23 protein-coding genes and 1 riboswitch are annotated in these 23330 nt (G+C 70.3%); of the genes, 13 read left to right on the top strand and 10 right to left on the bottom strand.

The window, feature by feature from the left end; all coding sequences use genetic code 11:
• The first annotated feature begins 16 nt into the window (after positions 1-16).
• From murQ to OG453_RS05870, 6 genes are all read left to right on the top strand, one after another.
• The gene (murQ, locus tag OG453_RS05895) at positions 17-979 is read left to right on the top strand and encodes an N-acetylmuramic acid 6-phosphate etherase (protein WP_266865154.1); all 963 of its coding nucleotides are present in this window, start codon (positions 17-19) and stop codon (positions 977-979) included.
• 62 nt (positions 980-1041) lie between these two features.
• On the top strand, positions 1042-2562 hold the full coding sequence (locus OG453_RS05890; RefSeq protein ID WP_266865152.1) for a PTS transporter subunit EIIC: 1521 nt from the start codon (positions 1042-1044) through the stop codon (positions 2560-2562).
• Between the two features lie 114 nt (positions 2563-2676).
• Positions 2677-2949 carry a type II toxin-antitoxin system Phd/YefM family antitoxin gene (locus tag OG453_RS05885; RefSeq protein WP_266865150.1) on the top strand — a complete coding sequence of 91 codons (273 nt, stop codon included), beginning with the start codon at positions 2677-2679 and terminating at the stop codon, positions 2947-2949.
• Positions 2950-2994: 45 nt separating this feature from the next.
• Positions 2995-3372, top strand: a complete 378-nt coding sequence (locus tag OG453_RS05880; RefSeq protein ID WP_266865148.1) for a type II toxin-antitoxin system RelE/ParE family toxin — start codon at positions 2995-2997, stop codon at positions 3370-3372.
• Positions 3369-3707 carry a helix-turn-helix domain-containing protein gene (locus tag OG453_RS05875; protein ID WP_266865146.1) on the top strand — a complete coding sequence of 113 codons (339 nt, stop codon included), beginning with the start codon at positions 3369-3371 and terminating at the stop codon, positions 3705-3707. Before OG453_RS05880 ends, OG453_RS05875 begins: the two co-directional genes overlap by 4 nt.
• Before the next feature lie 193 nt (positions 3708-3900).
• Positions 3901-4662, top strand: coding sequence for a polysaccharide deacetylase family protein (locus tag OG453_RS05870; RefSeq protein ID WP_266865144.1), 762 nt, complete (start codon positions 3901-3903; stop codon positions 4660-4662).
• A 3-nt stretch (positions 4663-4665) separates the two neighbouring features.
• Here OG453_RS05870 and OG453_RS05865 read toward each other — a convergent pair whose 3' ends face one another.
• Both OG453_RS05865 and OG453_RS05860 read right to left on the bottom strand, forming a co-directional pair.
• The gene (locus tag OG453_RS05865) at positions 4666-4890 is read right to left on the bottom strand and encodes a hypothetical protein (protein ID WP_266865142.1); all 225 of its coding nucleotides are present in this window, start codon (positions 4888-4890) and stop codon (positions 4666-4668) included.
• Positions 4887-5099: a hypothetical protein gene (locus tag OG453_RS05860; protein ID WP_266865140.1), complete on the bottom strand. Its 213-nt coding sequence runs from the start codon at positions 5097-5099 to the stop codon at positions 4887-4889. Before OG453_RS05860 ends, OG453_RS05865 begins: the two co-directional genes overlap by 4 nt.
• A 114-nt stretch (positions 5100-5213) precedes the next feature.
• Between OG453_RS05860 and OG453_RS05855 the strand changes: the two genes are divergently transcribed.
• The 3 genes from OG453_RS05855 to OG453_RS05845 all read left to right on the top strand — a co-directional run bounded on the left by OG453_RS05855 (position 5214) and on the right by OG453_RS05845 (position 7394).
• Positions 5214-6056, top strand: coding sequence for a helix-turn-helix transcriptional regulator (locus OG453_RS05855; RefSeq protein ID WP_266865138.1), 843 nt, complete (start codon positions 5214-5216; stop codon positions 6054-6056).
• Positions 6037-6303 (top strand): DUF397 domain-containing protein, encoded by a 267-nt coding sequence (locus OG453_RS05850; RefSeq protein WP_266865136.1) that lies wholly within the window; start codon positions 6037-6039, stop codon positions 6301-6303. The genes OG453_RS05855 and OG453_RS05850 overlap by 20 nt, the downstream gene beginning before the upstream one ends.
• 236 nt (positions 6304-6539) lie before the next feature.
• The gene (locus tag OG453_RS05845) at positions 6540-7394 is read left to right on the top strand and encodes a hypothetical protein (RefSeq protein ID WP_266865134.1); all 855 of its coding nucleotides are present in this window, start codon (positions 6540-6542) and stop codon (positions 7392-7394) included.
• Positions 7395-7404: 10 nt separating this feature from the next.
• Here OG453_RS05845 and OG453_RS05840 read toward each other — a convergent pair whose 3' ends face one another.
• The 3 genes from OG453_RS05840 to OG453_RS05830 all read right to left on the bottom strand — a co-directional run bounded on the left by OG453_RS05840 (position 7405) and on the right by OG453_RS05830 (position 9272).
• Complete coding sequence (locus OG453_RS05840; protein WP_266865132.1) at positions 7405-8595, bottom strand: MFS transporter; 1191 nt, start codon at positions 8593-8595, stop codon at positions 7405-7407.
• 74 nt (positions 8596-8669) lie between these two features.
• Positions 8670-8957 carry a hypothetical protein gene (locus OG453_RS05835; protein ID WP_266865130.1) on the bottom strand — a complete coding sequence of 96 codons (288 nt, stop codon included), beginning with the start codon at positions 8955-8957 and terminating at the stop codon, positions 8670-8672.
• Positions 8958-8996: 39 nt separating this feature from the next.
• Positions 8997-9272 carry a hypothetical protein gene (locus tag OG453_RS05830; RefSeq protein WP_266865128.1) on the bottom strand — a complete coding sequence of 92 codons (276 nt, stop codon included), beginning with the start codon at positions 9270-9272 and terminating at the stop codon, positions 8997-8999.
• 533 nt (positions 9273-9805) lie between these two features.
• On the opposite strand from OG453_RS05830, the gene OG453_RS05825 reads away from it, so the two are divergent.
• Positions 9806-11053 (top strand): triacylglycerol lipase, encoded by a 1248-nt coding sequence (locus tag OG453_RS05825; RefSeq protein WP_266865126.1) that lies wholly within the window; start codon positions 9806-9808, stop codon positions 11051-11053.
• Positions 11054-11402: 349 nt separating this feature from the next.
• Positions 11403-12656, top strand: a complete 1254-nt coding sequence (locus OG453_RS05820; protein ID WP_266865124.1) for a hypothetical protein — start codon at positions 11403-11405, stop codon at positions 12654-12656.
• Positions 12657-12733: 77 nt separating this feature from the next.
• On the opposite strand, the gene OG453_RS05815 is transcribed toward OG453_RS05820, so the two are convergent.
• The 5 genes from OG453_RS05815 to thrC all read right to left on the bottom strand — a co-directional run bounded on the left by OG453_RS05815 (position 12734) and on the right by thrC (position 20418).
• Complete coding sequence (locus tag OG453_RS05815; RefSeq protein WP_266865122.1) at positions 12734-15841, bottom strand: helix-turn-helix transcriptional regulator; 3108 nt, start codon at positions 15839-15841, stop codon at positions 12734-12736.
• A gap of 345 nt (positions 15842-16186) precedes the next feature.
• Positions 16187-17812 (bottom strand): chaperonin GroEL, encoded by a 1626-nt coding sequence (groL, locus tag OG453_RS05810; RefSeq protein WP_266865120.1) that lies wholly within the window; start codon positions 17810-17812, stop codon positions 16187-16189.
• Between the two features lie 285 nt (positions 17813-18097).
• Positions 18098-18301: a cold-shock protein gene (locus OG453_RS05805; RefSeq protein ID WP_005315736.1), complete on the bottom strand. Its 204-nt coding sequence runs from the start codon at positions 18299-18301 to the stop codon at positions 18098-18100.
• A gap of 424 nt (positions 18302-18725) precedes the next feature.
• Positions 18726-19001, bottom strand: a complete 276-nt coding sequence (locus tag OG453_RS05800; protein WP_266865118.1) for a MoaD/ThiS family protein — start codon at positions 18999-19001, stop codon at positions 18726-18728.
• A gap of 112 nt (positions 19002-19113) precedes the next feature.
• Entirely contained in the window at positions 19114-20418 is a 1305-nt protein-coding gene (gene thrC, locus OG453_RS05795; RefSeq protein ID WP_266865116.1) for a threonine synthase, read from the bottom strand.
• Between the two features lie 17 nt (positions 20419-20435).
• A riboswitch (SAM riboswitch) is annotated at positions 20436-20565 on the bottom strand.
• Between the two features lie 155 nt (positions 20566-20720).
• Between thrC and OG453_RS05790 the strand changes: the two genes are divergently transcribed.
• Together OG453_RS05790 and OG453_RS05785 are read left to right on the top strand one after the other, a co-directional pair.
• The gene (locus OG453_RS05790; RefSeq protein ID WP_266869728.1) at positions 20721-21665 is read left to right on the top strand and encodes a glucosyl-3-phosphoglycerate synthase; all 945 of its coding nucleotides are present in this window, start codon (positions 20721-20723) and stop codon (positions 21663-21665) included.
• Positions 21666-21799: 134 nt separating this feature from the next.
• Complete coding sequence (locus tag OG453_RS05785) at positions 21800-23206, top strand: trehalose-6-phosphate synthase (protein WP_266865113.1); 1407 nt, start codon at positions 21800-21802, stop codon at positions 23204-23206.
• The last annotated feature ends 124 nt before the right edge of the window (positions 23207-23330 follow it).

Below are 23330 nucleotides of genomic sequence, written 5' to 3'. Positions count from 1 at the left end.
GAAAGAGCCGCACGCCATGACTTCCACGACCGACGCCACCGACGAGAACTACGGCGAGCTCCGCGCCCAGCTGGACACGCTGACCACCGAGGCGTTCCGGCCCGAGCTCTCCGAGATCGACCAGCTGCCCACGCTGGAGATCGCGAAGATCATGAACGGCGAGGACGCCACCGTGCCCGCGGCCGTCGCCGAGCAGCTCCCGGCGATCGCCGCCGCCATCGACGGCACCGCTGAGCGCATGGCCCGCGGCGGACGGCTGATCTACGCGGGCGCGGGGACGGCGGGCCGGCTCGGCGTGCTGGACGCCTCCGAGTGCCCGCCGACCTTCAACACCGCGCCCAGCGAGGTCGTCGGCCTCATCGCGGGCGGCCCGAGCGCCATGGTCACGGCGGTCGAGGGCGCGGAGGACAGCAAGGAGTTCGCCGCCGAGGACCTGGACGGGCTCGGCCTCACCGCGGACGACGTGGTGGTCGGCATCTCGGCGTCGGGCCGCACCCCGTACGCGATCGGCGCGGTCGAGCACGCGCGGGCCAGGGGCGCGCTCACCATCGGGCTCTCCTGCAACGCGGACAGCGGTCTCGCGGCGGCCGCCGACCACGGCATCGAAGTGGTGGTCGGCCCGGAGCTGCTCACCGGCTCCACCCGCCTGAAAGCGGGCACGGCCCAGAAGCTCGTCCTCAACATGCTGTCGACGATCACGATGATCCGCCTCGGCAAGACCTACGGAAACCTGATGGTCGACGTACGCGCCTCGAACGAGAAGCTGCGGGCCCGCTCCCGCCGCATCGTCTCGCTCGCCACCGGCGCGTCCGACGAGGAGATCGAGGCCGCACTCGCCGCCACCGACGGGGAGGTGAAGAACGCCATCCTCACCATCCTCGGCGGAGTCGACGGCGCCACGGCAGCGGACCTGCTCTCGTCCTCGGACGGCCACCTCAGGGCAGCCCTGGACACCGCGCGCACAACCCGCACCACCTGACCCTTTCGCCCCCGCTGCTGCCCGAACAGCGCCACCCCGCACAGAGCAAGGCACCCCGCACCATGGCACCTGAGAACAAGAACCGCGCCACAGCCGCCGCGATCCTCCCCCTCGTCGGCGGTGCCCGGAACGTCACGTCCATCGCCCACTGCATGACGCGCCTGCGCCTGAGCATCGCCGACCGCTCGCTGGTCGACGACGAGGCCCTGAAGGCGCTGCCCGCCGTGCTGGGCGTGGTCGAGGACGACACGTACCAGATCGTGCTCGGACCGGGGACGGTCGCGCGTGTGACGCCGGAGTTCGAGGCACTGGTGGAGGAGGACAGCGCGGCAGCCCCCGCCCCCGCCCCTGAACAAACCCTCACGGCAGAGGAGTTGGCGGCCCAGGGAGCAGCGCTGAAGGAGGCCCGAAAGGCAAGAAACGCAACCCCCTTCAAACTCTTCCTGCGCCGCATCGCGAACATCTTCGTACCCCTCATCCCCGCCCTGATCGGCTGCGGCATCATCGCGGGCATCAACGGCCTCCTGATCAACCTGGAGTGGCTGCCGTCGATCACCCCGGCGCTGGCGGCCATCGCCTCCGGTTTCATGGCGCTGATCGCCGTCTTCGTCGGCTTCAACACGGCGAAGGAGTTCGGCGGTACGCCGATCCTGGGTGGCGCGGTCGCGGCGATCATCGTCTTCCCGGGTGTGGCGAACATCGAGGCGTTCGGCCAGAAGCTGTCGCCGGGCCAGGGCGGCGTGCTGGGCGCACTCGGCGCGGCAGTCCTCGCCACCTACATCGAGAAGTGGTGCAGGCACTGGGTCCCGGAGGCCCTGGACGTCCTCGTCACCCCCACCATCACGGTCCTGCTCTCCGGCCTGGTCACGATCTTCGGCCTGATGTTCCTGGCGGGCGAGGTGTCGACGGGCATCGGCACGGCGGCGAACTGGCTCCTGGACAACACGGGCGCGTTCGCGGGCCTGGTCCTGGGCGGCCTGTTCCTCCCCCTGGTGATGCTGGGCCTGCACCAGGCGCTGATCCCCATCCACACCACCCTGATCGAGCAGCAGGGCTACACGGTCCTGCTCCCCATCCTGGCGATGGCGGGCGCGGGCCAGGTCGGCTGCGCGATCGCGGTGTTCAAGCGTCTGAGGCACAACACATCGATCCGTACGACGATCAAGTCCGCGCTCCCCGCGGGCTTCCTGGGAGTCGGCGAACCCCTCATCTACGGCGTCTCGCTCCCCCTCGGCCGCCCCTTCATCACGGCGTGCGTGGGCGGCGCGGCGGGCGGCGCGTTCATCGGCTTCTTCTCGATGATCGGCGAAAAGGTCGGCTCCACGGCGATCGGCCCGTCGGGCTGGGCGCTGTTCCCCCTCCTCGACGGCAACAAGGGCCTGGGCCTGACAGTCGCGATCTACGGCGGCGGCCTACTGGTCGGCTATGCGGTGGGCTTCCTGGCCACGTACTTCTTCGGCTTCAGCAAGCAGATGCTGGTGGAACTGAACACGGAGCCGGCCGCCCCCGAGCAGGTCGTCGCGGGCTCCCCCGGTACGGCAGCCGGGCCGGCGGCTCCGGAGGCGGAACCGGCGAGGACCTAGGGCTCTCGGCCGTACGTTGATGAGTGAGGGGTGGCACCCGACAGGTGCCGCCCCTCAGTCGTCCCGTCCAGTTCCCTCTGCACGTGCGCACTGCCGCATGCGTACCTTTACGGCATGAGCGAGAGCGTCACCGTCCGCGAAGCCCGTGCGCATCTCACCGAGCTTGTCGCCAAGGCCGAGGCCGGCGAGATGACCGTACTGACCCGCAACGGTAGGCGCGTGGCCGCACTGGTGCCCATCGAGGACCTGGATGCCTTCAACCAAGCGGCAGACAAACTCGCCGCGATCGAGGCCGAGCGCCACCGGCATGACCCCACTGTCAGCGCAGCCGAACTCCTCGCCGGACTCTTCGACAACAGCCCCAGTCACTCGATCCGGCGAAGCTGAGCCACAACGGCTATCATGTCGCCAACAACATATTACGGTCCCCGCATGGACGCCTTGTACACGATCGAGATGGAGCCGGACGTCCGTGTCTGGCTCGAACTCCTCACGGATCGGCATCACCGCAAGGTCGAGGAGTACGCGGAGTTGCTCGCCGGCATGGGCGCGTCCACACCCATGCCGTTCGCGCGCCCGCTGCGCGACGGGGTGTACGAGCTCCGCCCGACCCTGGACGGACAAGACACGCGTATCACCTACTGGTTCACGCCGGACCGCCGCATCGTGCTCCTCACGGTCTTCCACAAGACCCGGATGCATGAGAAGGATCAGGTCGACCGTGCGGTGCGGATACGTAAGGTGTGCGAGAGCGAGCACGGCCCGGCCCATCTGACGTATGACCGAGCTGAGGACGGAGACGCGAAATGAGCAGCCACACACGCTGGACGCTGGCCCGCGAGCGAAAGCTCCGCGAGGGATACACCAAGTCACCCGAGGCCGAGGCCGACCGCGCCGAGATCCGCCTCGCGATGGCATTCGCCAAGGCCGTGTACGACCGCCGCAAGGAGTTGGGGCTCTCGCAGACCCAGCTCGCCGAGCGCGCAGGCCTCACCCAAGCCAAAATCTCCCGCATCGAAGGCGCGGACGCGGTCCCCACCCTGCCTCTCCTGCGCCGCGTGGCCACCGCGATGAACGCCTCCCTGAACATCGCCCTGGACGCCGACCACGAAGAGGTCACCTTCACCGCCCTCCCGGCGGCGTGATCCCACCGCATCACGCCCCCCACGATGCCGCCCTCGCCCCATTTCGCCGCCTCCCCGCGGGGAGTTGTCCGCGAACTCCCCCGGAATTGTCCGTGATCGGTAACGGACGCATCCCTTTGCCGCCGATCTCCGTCCTGCCCTGTGGTCGAAGTGACCGGGGAGCGGCGAGGGGCCGGACGCAAAGGGGCGGGACATGGCACGGCACAGTGGCGGGCGGGGCTGGTACGGCAAGTTGCTCGGGGCGGCGCTCGGGGTGACGATGCTCGCCACGGGCGCGGGGGTATGGAGCGCGCAGGCCGGTACGGCGGACGACTCCCCGGCGGCGAAGGCGCCGAGCAGCGCCGTCAAGCCGGTCTCGAAGACCATCGCGCACGCCTCGGAGGCGGGGAAGCGCGGCGTCAACCTCACCATCGACGACGGCCCCGACCCCAAGTGGACCCCTCAAGTGCTCGACGTGCTGCGGGAGTACGACGTGAAGGCCACGTTCTGCATGGTGGGGACGCAGGCGCAGGCCCACCCGGACCTGGTGAAGAAGGTGGTCGCGGCCGGGCACCGCCTGTGCGACCACTCGGTGTCCCACGACACCGCCATGGACAAGAAGTCCGAGGCCTATCAGTCGCAGCAGATCCTCGACGCCGAACGCATGATCACCAAGGCGTCCGGTGGCGTACGCCCGATGTACTACCGGGCGCCCGGCGGCGCGTTCACCCCCGCCAGCCGCAAGCTCGCCGCTTCCCGGGGCATGCGCCCGCTGGGCTGGAACGTGGACACCAAGGACTTCGAGCGTCCGGGCGCGGAAGCCATGGTCGCCACCGTCGAGCGGGAGCTTCCCAACGGCCCGACCGTCCTCTTCCACGACGCGGGCGGCGACCGCTCCCAGACCGTCGAGGCCCTGCGCACGCTCCTCCCCCGCCTAAAGCAGCAGGGCTACACCTTCGGCTTCCCGGTCCGCTGACCTTCACGGCAGCCGCCCCTCCCGATTGACCTGCCGCACCCTCTCCCGCAGTACCTCGCCCGGCGGCGCCTGCCCGACGGACTCCGGCGGGCAGTCCCACTCCCGCCCGCCGCCGAGCGGCCTGAGCTGCACGAGCCCGCCCTCGCACCCCATGACCTGCCCGACACTGCCGTCCCGGTGGTCGACGGCGTACGTCCCCTCCTCCGGCACCCGCGGATCCTCGTTCATCGCGCCCCCTCCAGTACGGCGGCCAGCCGCAGCGCCGTGTCGAGGTTGCAGCGCCCCAGCTCGACCAGGGGCAGGGCCCCGGCCGACGCCGCCGTCAGCGGGTCCATCCGCAGCGAGGGCAGCGTGACCCCGGCCCCTTCGAGCCCCGCTCTCAACTGCCGTACGGCTTCCTCCGCCGCCCGCACCCGCTCCTCCGCCGTCAGCGCCATGACCTCCGCCTTTCACACACAGTGTTCCGTTTTCCTCACCCAGCGTGGTCACTCCCGGCTAGCCTGAACAGCGACGACGCATCAACAACCCGCCCTGTACGACCGGGAGTTGCCATGCCAGGACCGAAGGACCTCGACCCCTCATCGTCACCCCGCGCCTTACTGGGCGCCGAGCTGCGCCACGCCCGCGAACGGGCGGGCCTGAGCCAGGAGGAGCTGGGCACGCCCCTGTTCGTCAGCGGCTCGTTCATCGGCCAGCTCGAAGCGGGGACGCGGCGGATGCACTTGGAGTACGCGCGACAGATAGACGAACTCCTGGGTACAGAGGGGTTCTTCGAGCGGAACTGTGCGGCGATCGCGAAGTCCAAGTACCCGGATCACTTCGCGGAGGCGGCCGAGGCGGAGTCGATCGCGACCTCCATCAGGCAGTACGCGACACTGCTGATCCCCGGCCTGCTCCAGACGAAGGCGTACGCGGAGGAGGTCTTCCGCGCGTATCACCCGACGGCGCAGGACAAGACGATCGACGCACTGGTGGCAGCGCGACTGGAACGCTCCCACCTCCTCGACGATCCAACAACCCCGCTGTTGTGGGCCGTTCTGGACGAGGCCGCCCTCAGACGGGAAGTGGGCGGCGACACGGTGATGACGGAGGCGCTTCGCCACGTGGCAGACCTCGCGCGCAAGCACCGGATCATCGTGCAGGTACTGCCGTTCGGCGCTGGAGCTCACGCTTCGATGGACGGCCCCCTGAAGCTCATGGAGTTCGAGGACGCGCCCGCACTTTCCTTCGTCGAAGCGCCGAACATGGGGAAGTTGCTGGACGACCCGGCGACAGTCACCCGCCACACCCTGATGTTCAACCTGCTCCAGGCCACAGCGCTCTCCCCGAAGGAATCCCTGGCCCTGATCGAGTCGGTGGCGCAGGATTACGAGCATGGAGAACTGCATCCCTGAGTACGACCTGAGTACGGCCGTCTGGCACAAGTCCAGTTACAGCGGCGGCCAGGGTGGCGACTGCGTAGAGGTCGCCACCTGGCGCAAGTCCACGTACAGCGGCGGCAGTGGTGGCGACTGCCTCGAAGTAGCCGACGGCCACCCGGAGCTCGTCCCCGTCCGCGACTCCAAGAACCCCACCGGCCCGAAGCTCGTGTTCCGGGCCACGACCTGGTCCGCGTTCATCACGGACCTCAAGGCCACCTGACAGCGAGGACCCCCGGAGCTCAAGCCGCAAGCAGCGAGCCCTCTTTCCAAGGAACGGGAGGCGGGCCTCAACCCGCCCTCCCTCCCTGGCAGTTGGCACAGCCGACCACTTTTCGGGTTCGACTTGCCACGCAGCGTGACAACGCTCTAGCGTGCCCGCATAACGAACAACCCCCGCCCGGTGCTGGAACACCTGCGGGGGTTTGACCATCACGATCGAAAGACAAGGTTCGATCCATGGCTGACGCCAAGCTTAGTGCCGCCTTCCGCCCTGCGCACGCAGACCCGCACCCGATGGCCAATCCGGGTTACGGGAAACGCTCAGCCCCGGGCCAATGCCCCCGCACCGCCCACGACTTCGCGCACCTCCCGCCCCGCGAGGCGGCCATCGCCGCGATCCTCGACCGCCTGCCGGACGGCGCCGACATCTCCGTAAAGACGCTGGCCAAGCACCTCCCGTACGGCCAATGCGCCCTCCGCACCGCCCTCAACATGCTCCAGGCGGCGGGCCACTTGCGGCGCGGCAGCGAACACGTACGCGGCAGCGGCAGTGCCCGCTGGGTCACCCGAACGTGGTTCTCGCGAACGGCGCGGGACAACGCCTGGTGGGCGACATTCACTCGGGGCGACGTACCGGAAGACAGCGACGACCCACCCCAACGCCCCACCCGCAGCCGCGCGTTCATCCTCCTTGCGGCCCTGGGCCGTACCGCCCCCTCCCTCTCCCTCTCGCAGGCCGACTGCACGGCCCTCGCACCGGACGCCGCCCGCTGGTTCGAGGGCGGGGCCACGGAACAGGACCTCCTGCGCGCCCTCACCGCCGGGCTGCCGCCCGTCATCCACCGACCGGCAGCCCTCGTGCGCAGCCGCCTCACCGCCAAGCTCCCGCCGGAACCAGCCCTCCGCCCCGTACTCCGCGTACTGGAGTGTGCGAAGTGCGGCACCCCCGGCCGCCCCGGCGCCCTGCCCGACGGCGTATGCGGCCCGTGCCGGGGCACATCCGGGCCCGCACAGCGCGCGAGGCCCCTGTCGCCTGCGGCGGTCCGCGCCCACGCGGCGACTGCCCGCGCCCCGCTGAGCACCCGCAGATGACCGTACGCGGCTACGCCCTGGCCCCTACCGGCCGCCGCAGCAGATAGACGCCCGCGGTCGAGACCAGGACCGCCATGCACGCGATGAACACAAGGCCCGCGCCCTCCAGACCGAGCGGCTCCGTCAGTACGCCCACCCCGATGACCGGCAGCGAAATGCCCGTGTACGCGACCACGAACAGCGACGAGATCACCGCCGCGCGCCGGTCCTCGGGAGATGCCGCGGCCACCGCGGACAGCGCCCCGCGGAACGCAAGGCCCTGCCCGCACCCGCCGACCAGTGCGCTGAGCACCACCAGCGCCAGCAGGTCCCACCACAGCGCGCCCGCGAGCAGTGCAAGGCCGGCGAGGAGTCCGGCGCAGCCCAGGGGCAGTGATCGCCCCACCCCGACCCGGCCGATCGCCAACTGCCCGGCGGTCGATGCGAAGAAGGCAAGGGCGACGACCAGGCCGCTCACGGCGTGGTTCTCCACGTTCAGGGACTCTGCGAGGAACGCCGGGCTGACCGAGGTGAACACCCCGAACAGCGCGAACCCCACGAAGGAGGCGATCCCCGCGGGTACGAACACCGCCCGCACCTGCGGGGGCACGCCGGGCCGCTGCGGTCGTACCGTGCTCAGCGGCCGCGGCTCCCGTACGGTCTCCGGAAGCCGCAGCAGGACGGCGGCCGAGCAGGCGACCAGTGCGAGGTGCACGGCGAACGGCAGGTACAGCGGCCAGGCGGCGTACTGCGCGAGCACACCGGCGAGCAGCGGACCGCAGCCGAGACCGCCCATATTGGCGGCCGTCGCCACGAACGTGGCCCGGGAGGCGCCGACGTACGGTGCCCTGTCCATCACGTACGCCGTGGCGGCCCCGGTGAACAGTCCGGCGGACAGTCCCGAAAGGAGCCGCCCCGCATACAGCCAGCCCATCCCGACGGCGGAGAGGAAGCAGACGGCGCTCGCCGCCGCGCAGCCAAGGCCCCACAGCAGCACCGGACGCCTGCCCACCACGTCCGAGACGTTGCCCGCCAGGAGCAGCACGCCGATGACCCCGAAGGCGTACACGGCGTACACGACGGTGACCGTCAGCTCGGAGAACCCGAACTTGTCCTGGTAGAGGCTGTAGAGGGGGGTCGGCAGTGTGGTGCCGGCCATGCACACGGCGAACACCGCCCCGCTGAGCAGGCACTGGCGCCAACGCCGGTGATCACCATCCATGCCGCCGACGCTAACCCCGCACACCGCCCTCGCCTGCCATGACCTGGCCGACACCGCCGCCGGGCTGCTCGCCCCTACTTGCCCGGGACGAGCGCGGACTTCCCTGTCTCATCGATCTTGCCGGCGACGTTGGCGACGTCGGTCAGCGCATCCGGGGACTCGCTGCCGCCCCGGATCGCGAGGCCGGTGTAGAGGTTGTCGTGCGCCTGGTTGAGCGCCTCGGTCGCGACGGACGACGCCCCCACGTTCTTGTCGCCGACCGGGGCGCTCGGCGCCGGGCCGGCCGCGAACGCCCCGGAAGCGGAGGCGCCCGCCATCGCCGCGGCGGCGGCACCCGTCATCAGAATCTTGGTGATCTTCATGTCAAGGGAAACGAAGAGCCCCTGACTAGGTCACTGCCCTCACGGGGTGGTGAACAGCCACCACTGGTCCGTGCCGTTCTGCGAGCAGAAGAACGACTGCCACTGCCCGGCCTGCTGGCCGTTGTTGCCCGCGACCCAGCACGCTTCGTAGAAGGCGTACGGGCCGTAGACCCCCGTCGGGCGGGGCGGCGAGGACTCGACGGCGGCCACCCGGTGGTCGGAAGGGGCCGCTGTGGCTTGCGAGTTGGCCGTCGCCAGGAATCCGGCGACGGCGGTCACGACAACGGCAGCGAGTCGGATCTTGCCCTTGCGCATGATGTCTCCCTACTGAGAGGAGTGCGGGCCGACCCGCGCGGGCCGGCCTCACCCCCACTGGTACCGGCGCCGCGCCCGCCCTGACCAGGCATCGAGCCCGTCCATCACTCGTGTGAGCTAGGCAGAATCGATCAGTCTCACCACCGCGGGCCCCGCCGCGCGCCGAGCGGCGCCGACCCCCGTTCCGAGCCGCCCGGCGCACCGCGTGGCCGCCCGCACCACCCGCTGTCGATCACTTCGCGACGTCCTTGCCCGGTGGCGTGCGCGGCGCCGTTGGCCGAAGTGCGCCACCGGACCACCTCCTGGGCCAACCCCGCCGCACGCGCCCCACGCCACTCCGGCGCGGTCCGTACCAGTCCCGCCGACCGCGGCCGGAACCCACGGGATGGGCCCTGTCCGGAAGCGCCCCAACTCCCGTTCGGATCCGGGCGATCACCTTCCGATGCCTACCGCCGGTGCCCAATATGACGCAGAGCGTCATCGCGTCGACGTCGATGCCGCCCCAGTCGCCGACATCGCAGGAGGGGACACCCATGCCCGAAGAGAACACACCCACCGAGCAGCAGGTCCAGGACGCACTTCTCGCCGCGCCTCCGATCGCCCTCGGCACCGGGCCGAGCGAGCCCGTGGTCACCCCCGCCCCCGTGGCCAACGAGGTATGGGACCTGCCCGGCGGCACCGCCTGGGTGTACTACGGCCAGGGGAATCAAGCGCTGACCCGGCCCGTCCTCATGGCCGACGGCTTCAACTCCGGGCCCAGCAGCCTGAACGACTCCTGGGAGTTCCTGGACCGCGGCCCGTACGCCTTCCTGACCGAGCTGCGGCGGCGCGGCCGCGACGTCGTCCTGATCGGCTACCACGACCGCAGCGCCCCGATCCAGGACAACGCCCAGACCGCCACGGCCGCGATCTTCCGCGCCATCTCGGACCGCCGGGGCGACCACCGGCTCGCCGTCGGCGGCTTCAGCATGGGCGGCCTGGTCACGCGGTACGCGCTGGCCAGGCTGGAGACGCAGCGCATGGACCACCAGACCGAGCTGTACTTCTCGTACGACAGCCCGCACCGGGGCGCCTGGATCCCGATCGCCCTGCAGTCCTTCGCGCACTACATCCGCAAGCTCAACTCCGCCTTCTCGAACCAGATGAACAGCCCGGCGGCGCAGCAGCTGCTGTGGCGGCACATCGCGGAGTGGAACGACACACCCGCCGAGAGCAAGGAGCGCACCAGCTTCCTCGAAGCACTGGAGCGGGTCGGCGGCTGGCCGCGGATTCCGCGCAAGATCGGTGTCGCCAACGGCCTGGCCAACGGCACGGGCAATGGCGTCGGGGCCGGCGAACTCGCCTTCGAGGGCAAGGGTCTTTCCGTGCTCGGCAGCAAGCTGAACACCCAGTCGCCGGGCGAGAAGCAACTGGTGGCCCAGTTGCGGGTGGTGACGCCGCCGCCCGCCAAGGAGGTCCACACCTCGGGCCTGCCGCCCATCGACGGCGCCCCAGGCGGCACGCTCAACAGCTTCGAGATCCTCGCCGACCGCTTCAACGCCCTGCTGCCGATCCTCGGCTTCAGGTCCGAGGCGCACATCGCATCGCACAGCTTCGTGCCGGCGGTGAGCGCCGTGGCGATCCGCGATCTCGACACCGAGGCGAACCTGTACGCCGACATCAGCTCGCTCTCTCCGGAGGAGAGCGAACTGGACGACTTCTTGTGCGCCTCGCAGAACGAGGGCCACACCCTGATCACCGAGGAACTGTGCACCTGGATCATGGACCGGCTGCCCCAGTAGCCGTCACCCGGCCCGGTCGTCTTCGCGACAGAGTTCCCGCGCCGCGGCGGGGTGCGGGCGGCCGGTCCCGGCGCCGTGTTGGCCGACGCGCCGTCGGCCGGCGCGGGCCCCGGCGCCGGTGCCACAGGTACGCCGCTGGTCGGCGGGGCACGCCCCTCGCGTCACACGCGTAATCGGCCGAAGTCGCCCTGTCCGAAAGGCTCCTGGCCCCGGTGCGGATCGCGGGGACCGGCTGCCGGCGGCTACCCGGCGTACCAAAGATGACACCGAACGTCATGAGCACGTGTACGTCATGAGCACGCGTACGTCATCGCACGCCATCGCACCGGTACTCCCGGAGGGGACCTTCATGACCGAGCCCAACGAGCCCAACCAGCCCAGCGAGCCCGACGAAGAGCAGATCGCCGAAGCCTTGAGGTCCGCCGCCCACATCACGCTGGCGCCCGGCCCCAGGGAGGTCCCCGCCGAGGCCCCCGCCCCGGACGAGGAGTGGACGCTGCCCGGCGGCAAGGCCTGGGTGTACCTCGCCAACCCCAAGTTCGGCCTGGACAAGCCGGTGCTCCTCGGCGACGGGTTCAACACGGGCCCCAGCGATCTGGACTACTCCTGGGAGATCCTGGAGCGGGGCCCGTACCCGTTCATCAGCGAGCTGCGGCAGCGCGGGCGTGACGTCGTACTGATCGGCTTCGAGGAGCGCAGCGCGTCCATCCTGGAGAACGCCGAGGTCGCGCGGGCCGCCATCCGCGAGGCGATCGCGCGGCGCAAGAGCGGCCATCCGCTGGCCGTCGGCGGGTTCAGCATGGGCGGCCTGGTCACGCGGTACGCGCTCGCCAAGATGGAGCACGACACCGAGGATCACCGGACGGCGCTGTACTTCTCCTATGACAGCCCGCACCGCGGCGCCTGGATCCCGATCGCCCTGCAGTCCTTCGCCCACTACATCCGCAAGCTCAACTCCGCCTTCTCGAACCAGATGAACAGCCCGGCCGCCCGCCAGCTCCTGTGGCAGCACATCGCGGAGTGGGACGACAGCCCCGAGACCGACAAGGAGCGCACCGAGTTCATCGCCGAGCTGGAGCGGGTCGGCGGCTGGCCGCGGCAGCCCCGGAAGATCGGCGTGGCCAACGGCGTACGCACCGGCGAGGGCAACGGCATCGACCCCGGCGAGCGGGCGTTCCACGGCAAGGGCCTGGCCATCACCGGCACTCACCTCTACACCCAGCCCGCGGGTGAGGACCAACTCGTCGCACAGCTAAGGGTGGTGACCCTGCGCAAGCCGCAGATCCGCACCTCGGGCCTGCCCGAGATCGACGGCGCGCCCGGCGGCACCCTGGAGGGCTTCGGCATCCTCGCCGACGAGCTGAACAAGATCCCCGCGATCATCGGCCTCGGCTCGGAGGCCGAGATCCGCGAGCACTGCTTCGTGCCCGCGGTCAGCGCGGTCGCCCTGCGCGACGTCGACACCCATCAGAAGCTGTACGAGCCCTTCCCGGAGAACTCCGAGGACAGCGAACTGGACGAGTACCTCTGCGCCTCCCGGAACGAGGGCCACACCCTGGTCACCGAGGAACTCTGCACCTGGATCATGGACCGGCTGCCGTAGCCCGGCCCGGCCGGGTAGCAGCATGGGCCCCGCTCCGGATGACGGAGCGGGGCACGTCATGACGGAGCGGGGCCACGTCACAGCCACCGCGTCTCGCGGGCCACCGCCCGCGCCTTGCGGCACCACGCCTCGTCGACAGGCGGCAGCTCGTCCCACGTCCACGGCTCGGCCGGGCTTCCGTCGGTCTCCAGGCCGTACGGTGCCTTCGGGGACCAGACGCGGGGCGCCGGGCGCTGCGCCACCCGGGCCTCCAGACGCTCCGCCTCCTCCGGCAGGTCCGCCTTGCGCAACGCTTCCAGCAGGGCGTCCGCGCCCTCGACGCCGACCATGGAGACCTGGGGTACTGCGTCGCGGGCCAGCCGAGCGGCGGCGGCGTACTCCTCGGCCTCCGTCAACTCGTCCAGCAACATGGCCAGTTGGTACGCGTCACCGAGGCGCACACGGGAGCGGGTGAGCAGCCCGTCGATGACCCGCTCGGCCCATCCGTCCTGCCCGGCATCCCGCAACCGCCGCGCCAGCGTGAGACCGCCGCCCCGCTCGGCGCTGCGCCGCGCAAGGCGCTCCACCAGGTCGGTCCGCCCCATGTCGCGCAGTTCGCCCAGCAGGAAGCTCACTCGCGTGTCGCCGGCGTCGGCCTCCGTCACGGCACGCTCGGCAAGCGCCGGGACCGCGTCCGTTCTGCCGAGCTTGGCCATCTCGGCGAGGAAGTACGCGGCCCATTCGGGATCGCCGAGGGCCACCCCCTCCGCCACGGCCCGGTCGGCGATCCGCGCCGCGGCCTGCGTCTCTCCCATCTCGCCGAGCGTCCACATAAGGAGGGTGACGCCCGCGGCCCGGGTGACATCGACGTGCCGTGCCGCCTCCTGGGCGAAGGGCTGCGTCAGGGCGCCTGCCACACCCATGGCACGCATCCCGTCCAGCATGAACGCGACGTCCTCCGGAGACCTCAACTCGACGTTTCCCGCGGCTCGTTCGGCGAGGTGACGGGCGGCATCGGTCATCCCGTCGTAGAAGCGCAACTGATCGAGTACGACCCCGACGGCCTCCGGATCGCTCACGTCCGCACCGGCCGCGACCCGGCCGGCCAGCAGCTGCGCCGCCTCGGGCTCGCCCGCATCGACCAGCTCCTCAAGGACCTCCAAGGCACCGTCCTGGTCGCCCACGTCGACGCGCCGCGCCGCCTCCCGCGCCACGGCGGCGAGATCGGCGCCCCGGTCTCCCACGGCGTGCAGCAGCGCCAGGAGCGCGGCGGCGAGCCCCGCGTCGCCGAGGTCGGCACCGGGGAGCAGCCGGTCGGCGAGCCGGACGGCCGCGTCCAGGTGGCCCCGGCGGGTCAGGCATCCCAACAGCCATGCGGCGAGCCGTGGTTCGGGCAGCCGCACCCGGGCCATCGGATCCCGGTCCAGAAGCGCAGCCTCCTGGTCGATCTGCGTCAGGTCGGACAGCAGGCCGGCGAGCTGCTCCGGATCGGTCAGGTCCACCCGTGCGACCGCCCGCCCCACGATCCGGTCCACGGGAGCCTGCCACTTCGCGCGGGCCACGCTCCACAGGAAGGCGCGGGTGCTCTCGCGCGACACGAGCCCGGCGTTCTCCGCGATCCAGAGCATCAACTCCTCGCCGCGCCACACCTGGCGGGGCAGCGTGAGGAACAGGATCTCCAGCACATGCGGGTGGCCCGCGGCGACCAGCCGGCGCAACAGCAGCGTCGCCTGCTTCCGGAAGTCGCGCCGCTCGGCTTCCCTGGCCGTCACGAGCAGCTCGTGCGGGTCCGTCGTGTGTTCCTCAAGTGCCCGCCACAGCGCGGGAGTCGGCGCGGGCAGCGCCTCCTCGGAGCGCAGCGCCTGCTCCAGGTAGTCGGCGGGCTCGTAGGCCGCATCCCCGCCCGCGACCGTCCGTACGGCGACCAACGCGGTCAGTACGGAACGGATGTCCGTACGGCGGCCGTCGGGGCGCACCCCGGAGCAGAGGGAGCGCAGCGCGACGGCTGCCCAGTCGGGGTCGGCGGGCCGGTGCCTGGCATCGAGCGCGGCGTCGGCGACAGCGGAAAGGAGGGCGCCGGGCAGGGGGGCGTAGTGGTGCAGGCCGCGCGCCGCGAGCGCCGCGCTGATGAGCGCGTGCTCGACGTGGCTGAAGCAGGCGCCCGGGCCCGCGCCGAACGCCTCCCGCAGCTCGGGCCCGCCACTGAGGTGCGGCACGACAAGACCGTCGCGCGACCCCGCGTTCAAGGAGGCGGTCATCCGCTGGTCCCCGCTGGACTCGGCGAGCAGCCGCCAGCATTCGAGCTCCGGGCCCGTCAGCCGGTCGGGCACGGTCACTCTGCGCGTGGCGGGGGACGCGAGCAGTGCCCGCACGCGGTTGTGCGGGTCCGTCACCGTGTCGGGCCTGGCCAGGAACTCCTGGTAGGGCTCGGTCCACATGGTGCCCACCGCCACGATGCCGCGCTGTGCGAGCAGCAGTTGCCGCAGCAGGTCCGCCGCCGCCTCGGCGCCGGGTCCGCCGTGGAAGAAGCGCTGCGCCTCGTCGAGCCAGAGGACCGCGCCCGCGCCGATCCGCCCGGCGCGCAGCAGCTCCAGGAGACCGGCGTGGCCCTCGGGCCGCAGCAGCGGCCGGTCGGGCGCGAGGGCGCGCAGCCCTTCGTACAGGGATCTCGTCTTCCCGGTGGAGGAGCCGCCGGTCACCATCACCAGGACAGAGCACTCCCCGGCGACGGCGGGCTCGACGCGGCGGCGCAGCTCTCCGTCGTGGCGGCGGCTCAGGTACGGGGTGAGGTACGGAAGACCCCCGGGGGCCGGTCCGGGCAGGACGGCTTCGTGCACCTCCAGGAGGGCCGGGTCCGCGACGCCCGCGGACAGCACCGCCGCCGCCGGGGAGCGGTCATCGCGCCGCACCGGCAGGGCGGCGTCCTCCCGGCGGGCGGCCCGTTCCCACAGTTCCCGCAGCCGGGCGACGCCGTCGCCGTCGGCCCCTGTGGCGCGGGCCAGGGCGTGGACGGTGCGCCAAGTGGGCGGCGGATGGCCGTCGTTGAAGGCGTGGCTGACGGTGGTGCGGCCGAGCCGGACGCGGTGGGCCGCCGCACGCCCGATGAGCCCGTCGATGGTCTGCCCCGCGCTGTCGCGCCGCTGCCTCAGCTCCTTGCGCAGCTGAGCGAGCGCGGCCGCGGCGTCGCCGCCCGCACCGCCCGCCACCGGCCGCCCTCCGCTTCCCCGTTCAACGCTGCCCCTGTTCAACGGCGTTCATTTTCCTCCAGGCGCACCCCGTTGCACACGGACTTCGGGACAGTCCTCACGTCCCTGCCGGACACACTCACCGAGGAGCCGTAGTGTCCCCGTCCCGTCTCGCCGTTCTCACGGCGCTCTCCCTGATCGTGGCGATCGCCCTGGACATCACCCTGCTCGCCGTCGCGGTCAGGACTCTGGTCGCATAGAAGGCCGTATGGAAGGTCGTACAGAAAACGCCCGAGGGCGGCACCCCTTCGTGAGAAGGAGTGCCGCCCTCGGTACGTGAAGACTGGCCTACCGAGCCGAAGAGGCTCAGAAGTCCATGTCACCGCCCGGCATGCCGCCGCCGGCCGGGGCAGCGCCCGCCTTCTCCGGCTTGTCGGCGATGACGGCCTCGGTGGTGAGGAACAGCGCGGCGATGGAGGCGGCGTTCTGCAGGGCAGAGCGCGTCACCTTCGCCGGGTCGAGGATGCCCTCGGCGATCATGTCGACGTACTCACCGGTCGCGGCGTTCAGGCCGTGGCCGACGGTCAGGTTGCGCACCTTCTCGACGACGACGCCACCCTCAAGGCCGGCGTTGACGGCGATCTGCTTCAGCGGGGCCTCGAGGGCCAGCTTCACAGCGGCGGCACCGGTGGCCTCGTCACCCTCGAGCTCAAGCTTCTCGAAGACGGCGGCGGCCTGGATGAGGGCCACGCCACCACCGGCGACGATGCCCTCTTCGACGGCGGCCTTCGCGTTGCGAACGGCGTCCTCGATGCGGTGCTTGCGCTCCTTGAGCTCGACCTCGGTCGCGGCACCGGCCTTGATGACCGCAACACCGCCGGCGAGCTTCGCCAGGCGCTCCTGCAGCTTCTCGCGGTCGTAGTCGCTGTCCGAGTTCTCGATCTCGGCGCGGATCTGGTTGACGCGACCCTGGACCTGGTCGCTCTCACCGGAGCCGTCGACGATCGTGGTCTCGTCCTTGGTGATGACGACCTTGCGGGCGCGGCCGAGCAGGTCGAGACCGGCGTTCTCCAGCTTGAGGCCGACCTCCTCGGAGATGACGGTGCCACCGGTGAGGATGGCGATGTCGCCGAGCATGGCCTTGCGGCGGTCACCGAAGCCCGGGGCCTTGACGGCGACGGACTTGAAGGTGCCACGGATCTTGTTGACGACCAGGGTCGACAGGGCCTCGCCCTCGACGTCCTCGGCGATGATCAGCAGCGGCTTGCCCGACTGCATGACCTTCTCCAGGAGCGGGAGCAGGTCCTTCACGTTGGAGATCTTGGAGTTGACGATCAGGATGTACGGGTCATCCAGGGCCGCCTCCATGCGCTCCATGTCGGTCGCGAAGTACGCCGAGATGTAGCCCTTGTCGAAGCGCATGCCCTCGGTGAGCTCAAGCTCGAGCCCGAAGGTCTGCGACTCCTCGACGGTGATGACGCCTTCCTTGCCGACCTTGTCCATCGCCTCGGCGATGAGCTCGCCGATCTGGGTGTCGGCGGCGGAGATGGAGGCCGTCGAAGCAATCTGCTCCTTGGTCTCGACATCCTTCGCCTGCTCGAGCAGGGCGCCCGAGACGGCCTCGACGGCCTTCTCGATGCCGCGCTTGAGGGCCATCGGGTTGGCACCGGCGGCCACGTTGCGCAGACCCTCGCGCACCAGGGCCTGGGCCAGGACGGTCGCGGTCGTCGTGCCGTCACCGGCGACGTCGTCCGTCTTCTTCGCGACCTCCTTGACCAGCTCGGCGCCGATCTTCTCGTACGGGTCCTCGAGCTCGATCTCCTTGGCGATGGAGACACCATCGTTGGTGATCGTGGGGGCGCCCCACTTCTTCTCGAGGACGACGTTGCGACCCTTGGGGCCCAGGGTCACCTTGACGGCGTCGGCGAGCTGGTTCATGCCGCGCTCGAGGCCGCGCCGTGCCTCCTCGTCGAACGCGATGATCTTGGCCATGTGAAGTGGTCCTCCCGGACGGGGTGGAAATGCAAACGGACCGTGCCCGCGCCCGCGACGGACGGCCTGCGCGCCGTGTGGTTCCTTGCCCCACCCGGCCTGCGGACCTCGCTGACCCGATCCAAGTTCTGTCACTCTCACTGGGAGAGTGCTAAGCCAATGATTAGCACTCGCCCCCTACGAGTGCAAGCGCCCCTGGCGGATCCCAGACGTACGAGGGGCCCGTACCCCTGTCGGGATACGGGCCCCTCGCCGTGAGTGCGTCGGTGGCCGATCGCGCCGAGATCAGACGGCGAGCTTGACCATGTCCGCCTGCGGACCCTTCTGGCCCTGCGAGATCTCGAACTCGACTCGCTGACCTTCTTCAAGGGTGCGGTAGCCGTCCATCTGGATCGCGCTGTAGTGGACGAAAACATCCGCACCACCGTCGACCGCGATGAAGCCGTACCCCTTCTCCGCGTTGAACCACTTGACGGTGCCCTGAGCCATGCCTAACTCCCCTATTACTGGCCCTTGCACGGGCCCGCACTTCGCGGACCCGGGTCAGACCTCACCCCCCCAATGGGATGTGGAGGTGTGCGCCGGAACGCGTCGACCGCGGCTGAATGTATCTGTCCAACTGCCGTCTGCAACAGGTCAATCGGACGAGAATTCCGGGCACGCCCGATCGGAAATATGCGGAGAATTTGCCGGAGTTCAGGGCAAGTCGGGCCAGACAAATGCCGCGATCGGCTCAAATGGGCAGTGCACTTTGGCTACTTCTTATCGGCTCCGGACCGACTTCGTATATGCGCTCGGCACAAACGGAGAAGCTCGTTTCCCAACTGTACCGCGCTCAACCACATGGAATTGCCCCCTCCACTTCTCTCGCGGAGGGGGCAATTGAGATAACACAGGGTGGTTGCGTAAAGGATCAGCCGCCGGCGACGGCAGGAATGATCGAGACACCCGCGCCGTCCGGAGTGGCCGTCTCCAGACCCTGCTCGAAACGGACGTCGTCGTCGTTGACGTACACGTTCACGAAGCGGCGCAGCTTGCCCTGGTCGTCCAGGACGCGGGCGGCGATACCGGCGTGCTTCTTCTCCAGGTCGGCGATGACCTCGGAGAGGTTCGCCCCCTCGGCGGCGACCTCGGCCTGACCGCCGGTGTAGGTGCGAAGAATGGTGGGGATGCGGACGTTGACGCTCATGGGGTTCACCTCAGAGATACGGGGAGGGAGCGCCCCTGAAAGGGGCGCGGGGAACTGCGCGAGGACGGACCACGACCAGCCGGTCGGCGACGGCGGTCAGCCCCTACGGCGACTAGCCTGCAAGCCCCGCGGCGCGGAACGCGTCAAGACTGGGCCGGATGGTCGCAGTCGCCTGCGAGGTCTCAGCGACGGCGTCAAGCGTCTTCAGGCCGTCCCCGGTGTTCAGCACGACCGTGGTGAGGGACGGATCGATGAGGCCAGCCTCGACCAGCTTCTTCGTGACGCCGACCGTCACCCCACCCGCGGTCTCCGCGAAGATGCCTTCCGTCCGCGCGAGCAACTTGATCGCATCGACGACCTGCTCGTCGTTGACGTCCTCCACCGCCCCGCCCGTGCGACGCGCGATGTCCAGCACGTACGGCCCGTCGGCCGGGTTGCCGATGGCCAGCGACTTGGCGATGGTGTTCGGCTTCTGGGGACGTACGACGTCATGCCCCGCCTTGAAGGCGGCCGACACCGGCGAGCACCCCTCCGCCTGCGCGCCAAAGATCTTGTACGGCTTGTCCTCAACGAGGCCAAGCCGGATCAGCTCCTTCAGACCCTTGTCGATCTTCGTGAGCTGCGAGCCCGACGCGATCGGGATGACCAGCTGGTCCGGAAGGACCCACCCCAGCTGCTCACAGATCTCGTACGCGAGGGTCTTGGAGCCCTCGCCGTAGTACGGCCGCAGGTTGACGTTGACGAAGCCCCAGCCCTCACCCAGCGGGTCGCCGATGAGCTCGGAGCAGAAGCGGTTCACGTCGTCGTAGTTGCCCTCGATGCCGACGAGCTCGCCGCCGTACACCGCGGCCATGACGACCTTGCCCTGCTCCAGGTCGTGCGGGATGAACACGCAGGAGCGGAAGCCGGCGCGGGCCGCGGCGGCGCCGACGGCACCGGCGAGGTTGCCCGTCGAAGAGCACGAAAGAGTCGTGAACCCGAAGGCGCGCGCCGCCTCGAGCGCCTGCGCCACGACGCGGTCCTTGAAGGAGTGCGTGGGGTTGCCGGAGTCGTCCTTGACGAACAACTTGCCCTGCTCGACGCCGAGTTCACGGGCGAGGTTGTCGGCCTTGACGAGCTGGGTCCAGCCGGGGTTCAGGTTCGGCTTGTCGGCCACGTCGGCGGGGACGGGGAGCAGCGGCGCGTAACGCCAGATGTTGGCGGGGCCGGACTCGATCTGCTTGCGGAGCGCCTCGGGGTCACCGGTCGGCAGGTCGTAGGCCACTTCGAGCGGGCCGAAACAGGCCTGACAGGCGAAGATGGGGCCGAGCGCGTAGAGCTCGCCGCACTCGCGGCAGGAGAGGCCCGATGCGGGGCCGAGGTCTACGGAGTTCGTAGCGGTGGTGGTGTCGTTCGTTGCGACAGTCTGCGCAGCCATGGAGGCGAGGCCCTTTCTCCTCATCTTCCCCGCGGCGCATCTCGCCGCGAGACGGAATTGGCACCTTCCCCACCGTGACCTCGTCGGTCGGCGGGAGGGTTGCCGGGGCTTCAACGGGCCGTATCCCTCTGCCCCTCTGGATGAGCGCTATGGCGCCGGGCTCGCGGTCCCGGTGCATTTGTTACGCGATGACCCCCGACATGCGATGGTCATCCGCGTTGTTCAAGACTGTAACCGAAGGCCTGGACGCTTGAGATAGTCGTCCGAACCGCGAGATGGATCACACAGAGAGGACCCTGACCTTGCTGGAAGAGGCCGAGCGCTGGCTGAGCAGGCGTTCCTGGTCCGTCGCCGACCGGCCGCTTGACCGGCTCATCGCGGCGAAGAAGGCGTCCGGCACGTCGGTGAGTGTCGTGCTGCCCGCGCTCGACGAAGAGGAGACGGTCGGCGAGATCGTCGCGGAGATCCGCCGTGAGCTGGTCGAGAAGGCCCCGCTCGTCGACGAGCTCGTGGTGATCGACTCGGGCTCGAAGGACCGCACGGCCGAGGTCGCGCGCGCCGCGGGCGCGCGGGTCGTGCACCGGGACGAGATCCTCCCCCGCATCCCGGCCGTGCCCGGCAAGGGCGAGGTCCTCTGGCGTTCGCTCCTGGTGACCGGCGGTGACATCGTCGCGTTCGTCGACGCGGACCTGAAGGAGTTCTCGGCGGACTTCGTCTCGGGCATCGTGGGCCCGCTCCTGACCGAGCCCGACGTGGACTTCGTGAAGGCGATGTACGACCGCCCGCTCGGCGGGGCCGCAGGTCAGGGCGGCCGGGTCACCGAGCTGATGGCGCGCCCGCTGCTGAACATGCACTGGCCGCAGCTCGCGGGCTTCGTCCAGCCGCTCGGCGGCGAGTACGCGGCACGCAGGTCGCTGCTCGAACGGCTGCCGTTCCCCGTCGGTTACGGAGTGGAGCTGGGCCTCCTTGTCGACGCGCTGCACACGGTGGGCCTCGACGCGCTCGCGCAGGTCGACGTCGGTGTGCGCAAGCACCGTCACCAGGACGGTCAGGCGCTGGGCCGGATGGCCGCGGCGATCTACCGGACGGCACAGCTGCGGCTCGCCCGCGGACACCTCGTACGCCCCGAGCTCACGCAGTTCGAGCGGGACGAGCACGGATTCGCGCCGCGCACCCACTCCGTGGACACGGAGGAGCGGCCGCCGATGGCCGACATCGCGGAGTACGCGGAACGCCGCGTGGCGTAGCCACGCCCAGCGGAGGCGCGACTGGGCGCTCGAGCCTTCGCGCGACTGCTTGCTCCTGGAACGTATACGGCGGGGCCCCCGCGGGGGTCCGGCCGTACGTTTGAGGTTTCCCCGGAGGGGCTAGGTTTCGGCACATGGTCTCCGAGCAGGCAGCGGCCCCGGCCGCCCAGGTCCTCGTCGCGTCCAACCGCGGCCCTGTCACGTACACCCTGGAGGAGAACGGGGAGCTGACGGCCAAGCGGGGCGGCGGCGGACTCGTCTCCGGGCTCAGCGCGATCGGGGACGACGCGGACGCCCTGTGGGTCTGCGCGGCGCTGGGTGACGGCGACCGGGAGGCCGTACGGCGCGGGGTCGCCGAGCCGGGCGTGCGGATGCTCGACATCGACGCCGGGTCGCACGAGGGCGTGCACGCCGACGCGTACAACGGGATCGCGAACTCGGTGCTTTGGTTCGTCCACCACATGCTCTACCAGACCCCGCTGGAACCGGCGTTCGGCCCGGAGTTCCGGGCGCAGTGGGCCTCGTACGAGACCTACAACCGAGCCTTCGCGGAGGCACTCGCGGAGAGTGCCGGGTCCGGCGCCGCGGTCCTCGTCCAGGACTATCACTTGTCTCTCGTCCCAGGGATGCTCCGCGAACTCCGCCCCGACCTGCGCATCGGCCACTTCTCGCACACGCCGTGGGCGCCGGTCGACTACTTCCGGATGCTGCCGGACGACATCGCCGAGCAGCTGCTGCGGGGCATCCTGGGCGCCGACCGGGCGGCGTTCCTGACGGGGCGGTGGGCGGACGCGTTCACGGCGTGCTGCGTGGACGCGCTCGGCGGTACGTCGGGGACGCGGATCGGGGTACACGGGCTTGGGGCGGACGCGGATTTCCTGCGGGAGCGGTCGCGGCGGGCGGATGTGGAGGAGCGGCTGGTCGCGCTGCGGGAGCAAGTGGGGGGCGACCGGAAGGTGATCGTCCGCGTCGACCGGACGGAACTGTCGAAGAACATCGTGCGGGGGCTGCAGGCGTATCGGCAGCTCCTGGAGGACCACCCCGAGTGGCGGGAGCGGGTGGTGCACGTCGCGTTCGCGTATCCGTCCCGGCAGGACCTGGCGGTGTACCGCGACTACACGGCGGAGGTGCGGCGGCTCGCGGACTCGATCAACTCGGCGTACGGGGTGGCGGGTTGGACCCCGGTGGTGCTCCACGTGAAGGACGACTTCGCGCGGTCGCTGGCGGCGTACCGGCTGGCGGACGTGGCTCTGGTGAACCCCATCCGGGACGGGATGAACCTGGTCGCCAAGGAGGTGCCGGTCGTCTCCGACGAGGGGTGCGTTCTTGTTCTGTCGCGGGAGGCTGGGGCATACGAGGAGCTGGGCGAGGACGCGCTGGTGGTGAACCCGTATGACGTTTCGGGTACGGCGGTTGCGCTGCACGAGGCGTTGAGCATGCCTGCGGACGAGCGCGCCGAACGCACAAAACGACTCGCTGCGGCGGCCACTGCGCTGCCGCCTGCCCAGTGGTTCCTGGACCAGCTGGGGGCGCTGGGGTAAGGGCGGTTTCGTCCTCAAACGCCGGACGGGCTGAAAAACCTGGCAACTGCCGGGCAATCGGGTGGGTGGGCGGGAAAAATCTCCAACCCCCACCCACGTTTGTCCATGGGCCCCCGGCCAGCCC

The sequence above is a fragment of the Streptomyces sp. NBC_01381 genome, from assembly GCF_026340305.1.
In the GTDB taxonomy this organism is placed as follows: Bacteria; Actinomycetota; Actinomycetes; order Streptomycetales; family Streptomycetaceae; genus Streptomyces.
Note: the sequence above shows the minus strand (reverse complement) of the source record. Positions and strands in the feature narration are given on the sequence as shown.

Excerpts from the sequence above, each read along its gene's own strand:
- OG453_RS05805 (WP_005315736.1), bottom strand. The coding sequence starts at position 18,301 with ATGGCTCAGGGCACCGTCAAGTGGTTCAACGCGGAGAAGGGGTACGGC.
- OG453_RS05860 (WP_266865140.1), bottom strand. The coding sequence starts at position 5,099 with ATGGCGCTGACGGCGGAGGAGCGGGTGCGGGCGGCGGAGGAAGCCGTA.
- OG453_RS05865 (WP_266865142.1), bottom strand. The coding sequence starts at position 4,890 with ATGAACGAGGATCCGCGGGTGCCGGAGGAGGGGACGTACGCCGTCGAC.
- OG453_RS05890 (WP_266865152.1), top strand. The coding sequence starts at position 1,042 with ATGGCACCTGAGAACAAGAACCGCGCCACAGCCGCCGCGATCCTCCCC.
- OG453_RS05840 (WP_266865132.1), bottom strand. The coding sequence starts at position 8,595 with ATGGATGGTGATCACCGGCGTTGGCGCCAGTGCCTGCTCAGCGGGGCG.
- groL (WP_266865120.1), bottom strand. The coding sequence starts at position 17,812 with ATGGCCAAGATCATCGCGTTCGACGAGGAGGCACGGCGCGGCCTCGAG.
- OG453_RS05835 (WP_266865130.1), bottom strand. The coding sequence starts at position 8,957 with ATGAAGATCACCAAGATTCTGATGACGGGTGCCGCCGCCGCGGCGATG.
- OG453_RS05830 (WP_266865128.1), bottom strand. The coding sequence starts at position 9,272 with ATGCGCAAGGGCAAGATCCGACTCGCTGCCGTTGTCGTGACCGCCGTC.
- OG453_RS05850 (WP_266865136.1), top strand. The coding sequence starts at position 6,037 with ATGGAGAACTGCATCCCTGAGTACGACCTGAGTACGGCCGTCTGGCAC.
- OG453_RS05885 (WP_266865150.1), top strand. The coding sequence starts at position 2,677 with ATGAGCGAGAGCGTCACCGTCCGCGAAGCCCGTGCGCATCTCACCGAG.
- murQ (WP_266865154.1), top strand. The coding sequence starts at position 17 with ATGACTTCCACGACCGACGCCACCGACGAGAACTACGGCGAGCTCCGC.
- OG453_RS05785 (WP_266865113.1), top strand. The coding sequence starts at position 21,800 with ATGGTCTCCGAGCAGGCAGCGGCCCCGGCCGCCCAGGTCCTCGTCGCG.
- OG453_RS05870 (WP_266865144.1), top strand. The coding sequence starts at position 3,901 with ATGGCACGGCACAGTGGCGGGCGGGGCTGGTACGGCAAGTTGCTCGGG.
- OG453_RS05845 (WP_266865134.1), top strand. The coding sequence starts at position 6,540 with ATGGCTGACGCCAAGCTTAGTGCCGCCTTCCGCCCTGCGCACGCAGAC.
- OG453_RS05880 (WP_266865148.1), top strand. The coding sequence starts at position 2,995 with ATGGACGCCTTGTACACGATCGAGATGGAGCCGGACGTCCGTGTCTGG.
- OG453_RS05800 (WP_266865118.1), bottom strand. The coding sequence starts at position 19,001 with ATGAGCGTCAACGTCCGCATCCCCACCATTCTTCGCACCTACACCGGC.
- thrC (WP_266865116.1), bottom strand. The coding sequence starts at position 20,418 with ATGGCTGCGCAGACTGTCGCAACGAACGACACCACCACCGCTACGAAC.
- OG453_RS05875 (WP_266865146.1), top strand. The coding sequence starts at position 3,369 with ATGAGCAGCCACACACGCTGGACGCTGGCCCGCGAGCGAAAGCTCCGC.
- OG453_RS05855 (WP_266865138.1), top strand. The coding sequence starts at position 5,214 with ATGCCAGGACCGAAGGACCTCGACCCCTCATCGTCACCCCGCGCCTTA.
- OG453_RS05825 (WP_266865126.1), top strand. The coding sequence starts at position 9,806 with ATGCCCGAAGAGAACACACCCACCGAGCAGCAGGTCCAGGACGCACTT.
- OG453_RS05820 (WP_266865124.1), top strand. The coding sequence starts at position 11,403 with ATGACCGAGCCCAACGAGCCCAACCAGCCCAGCGAGCCCGACGAAGAG.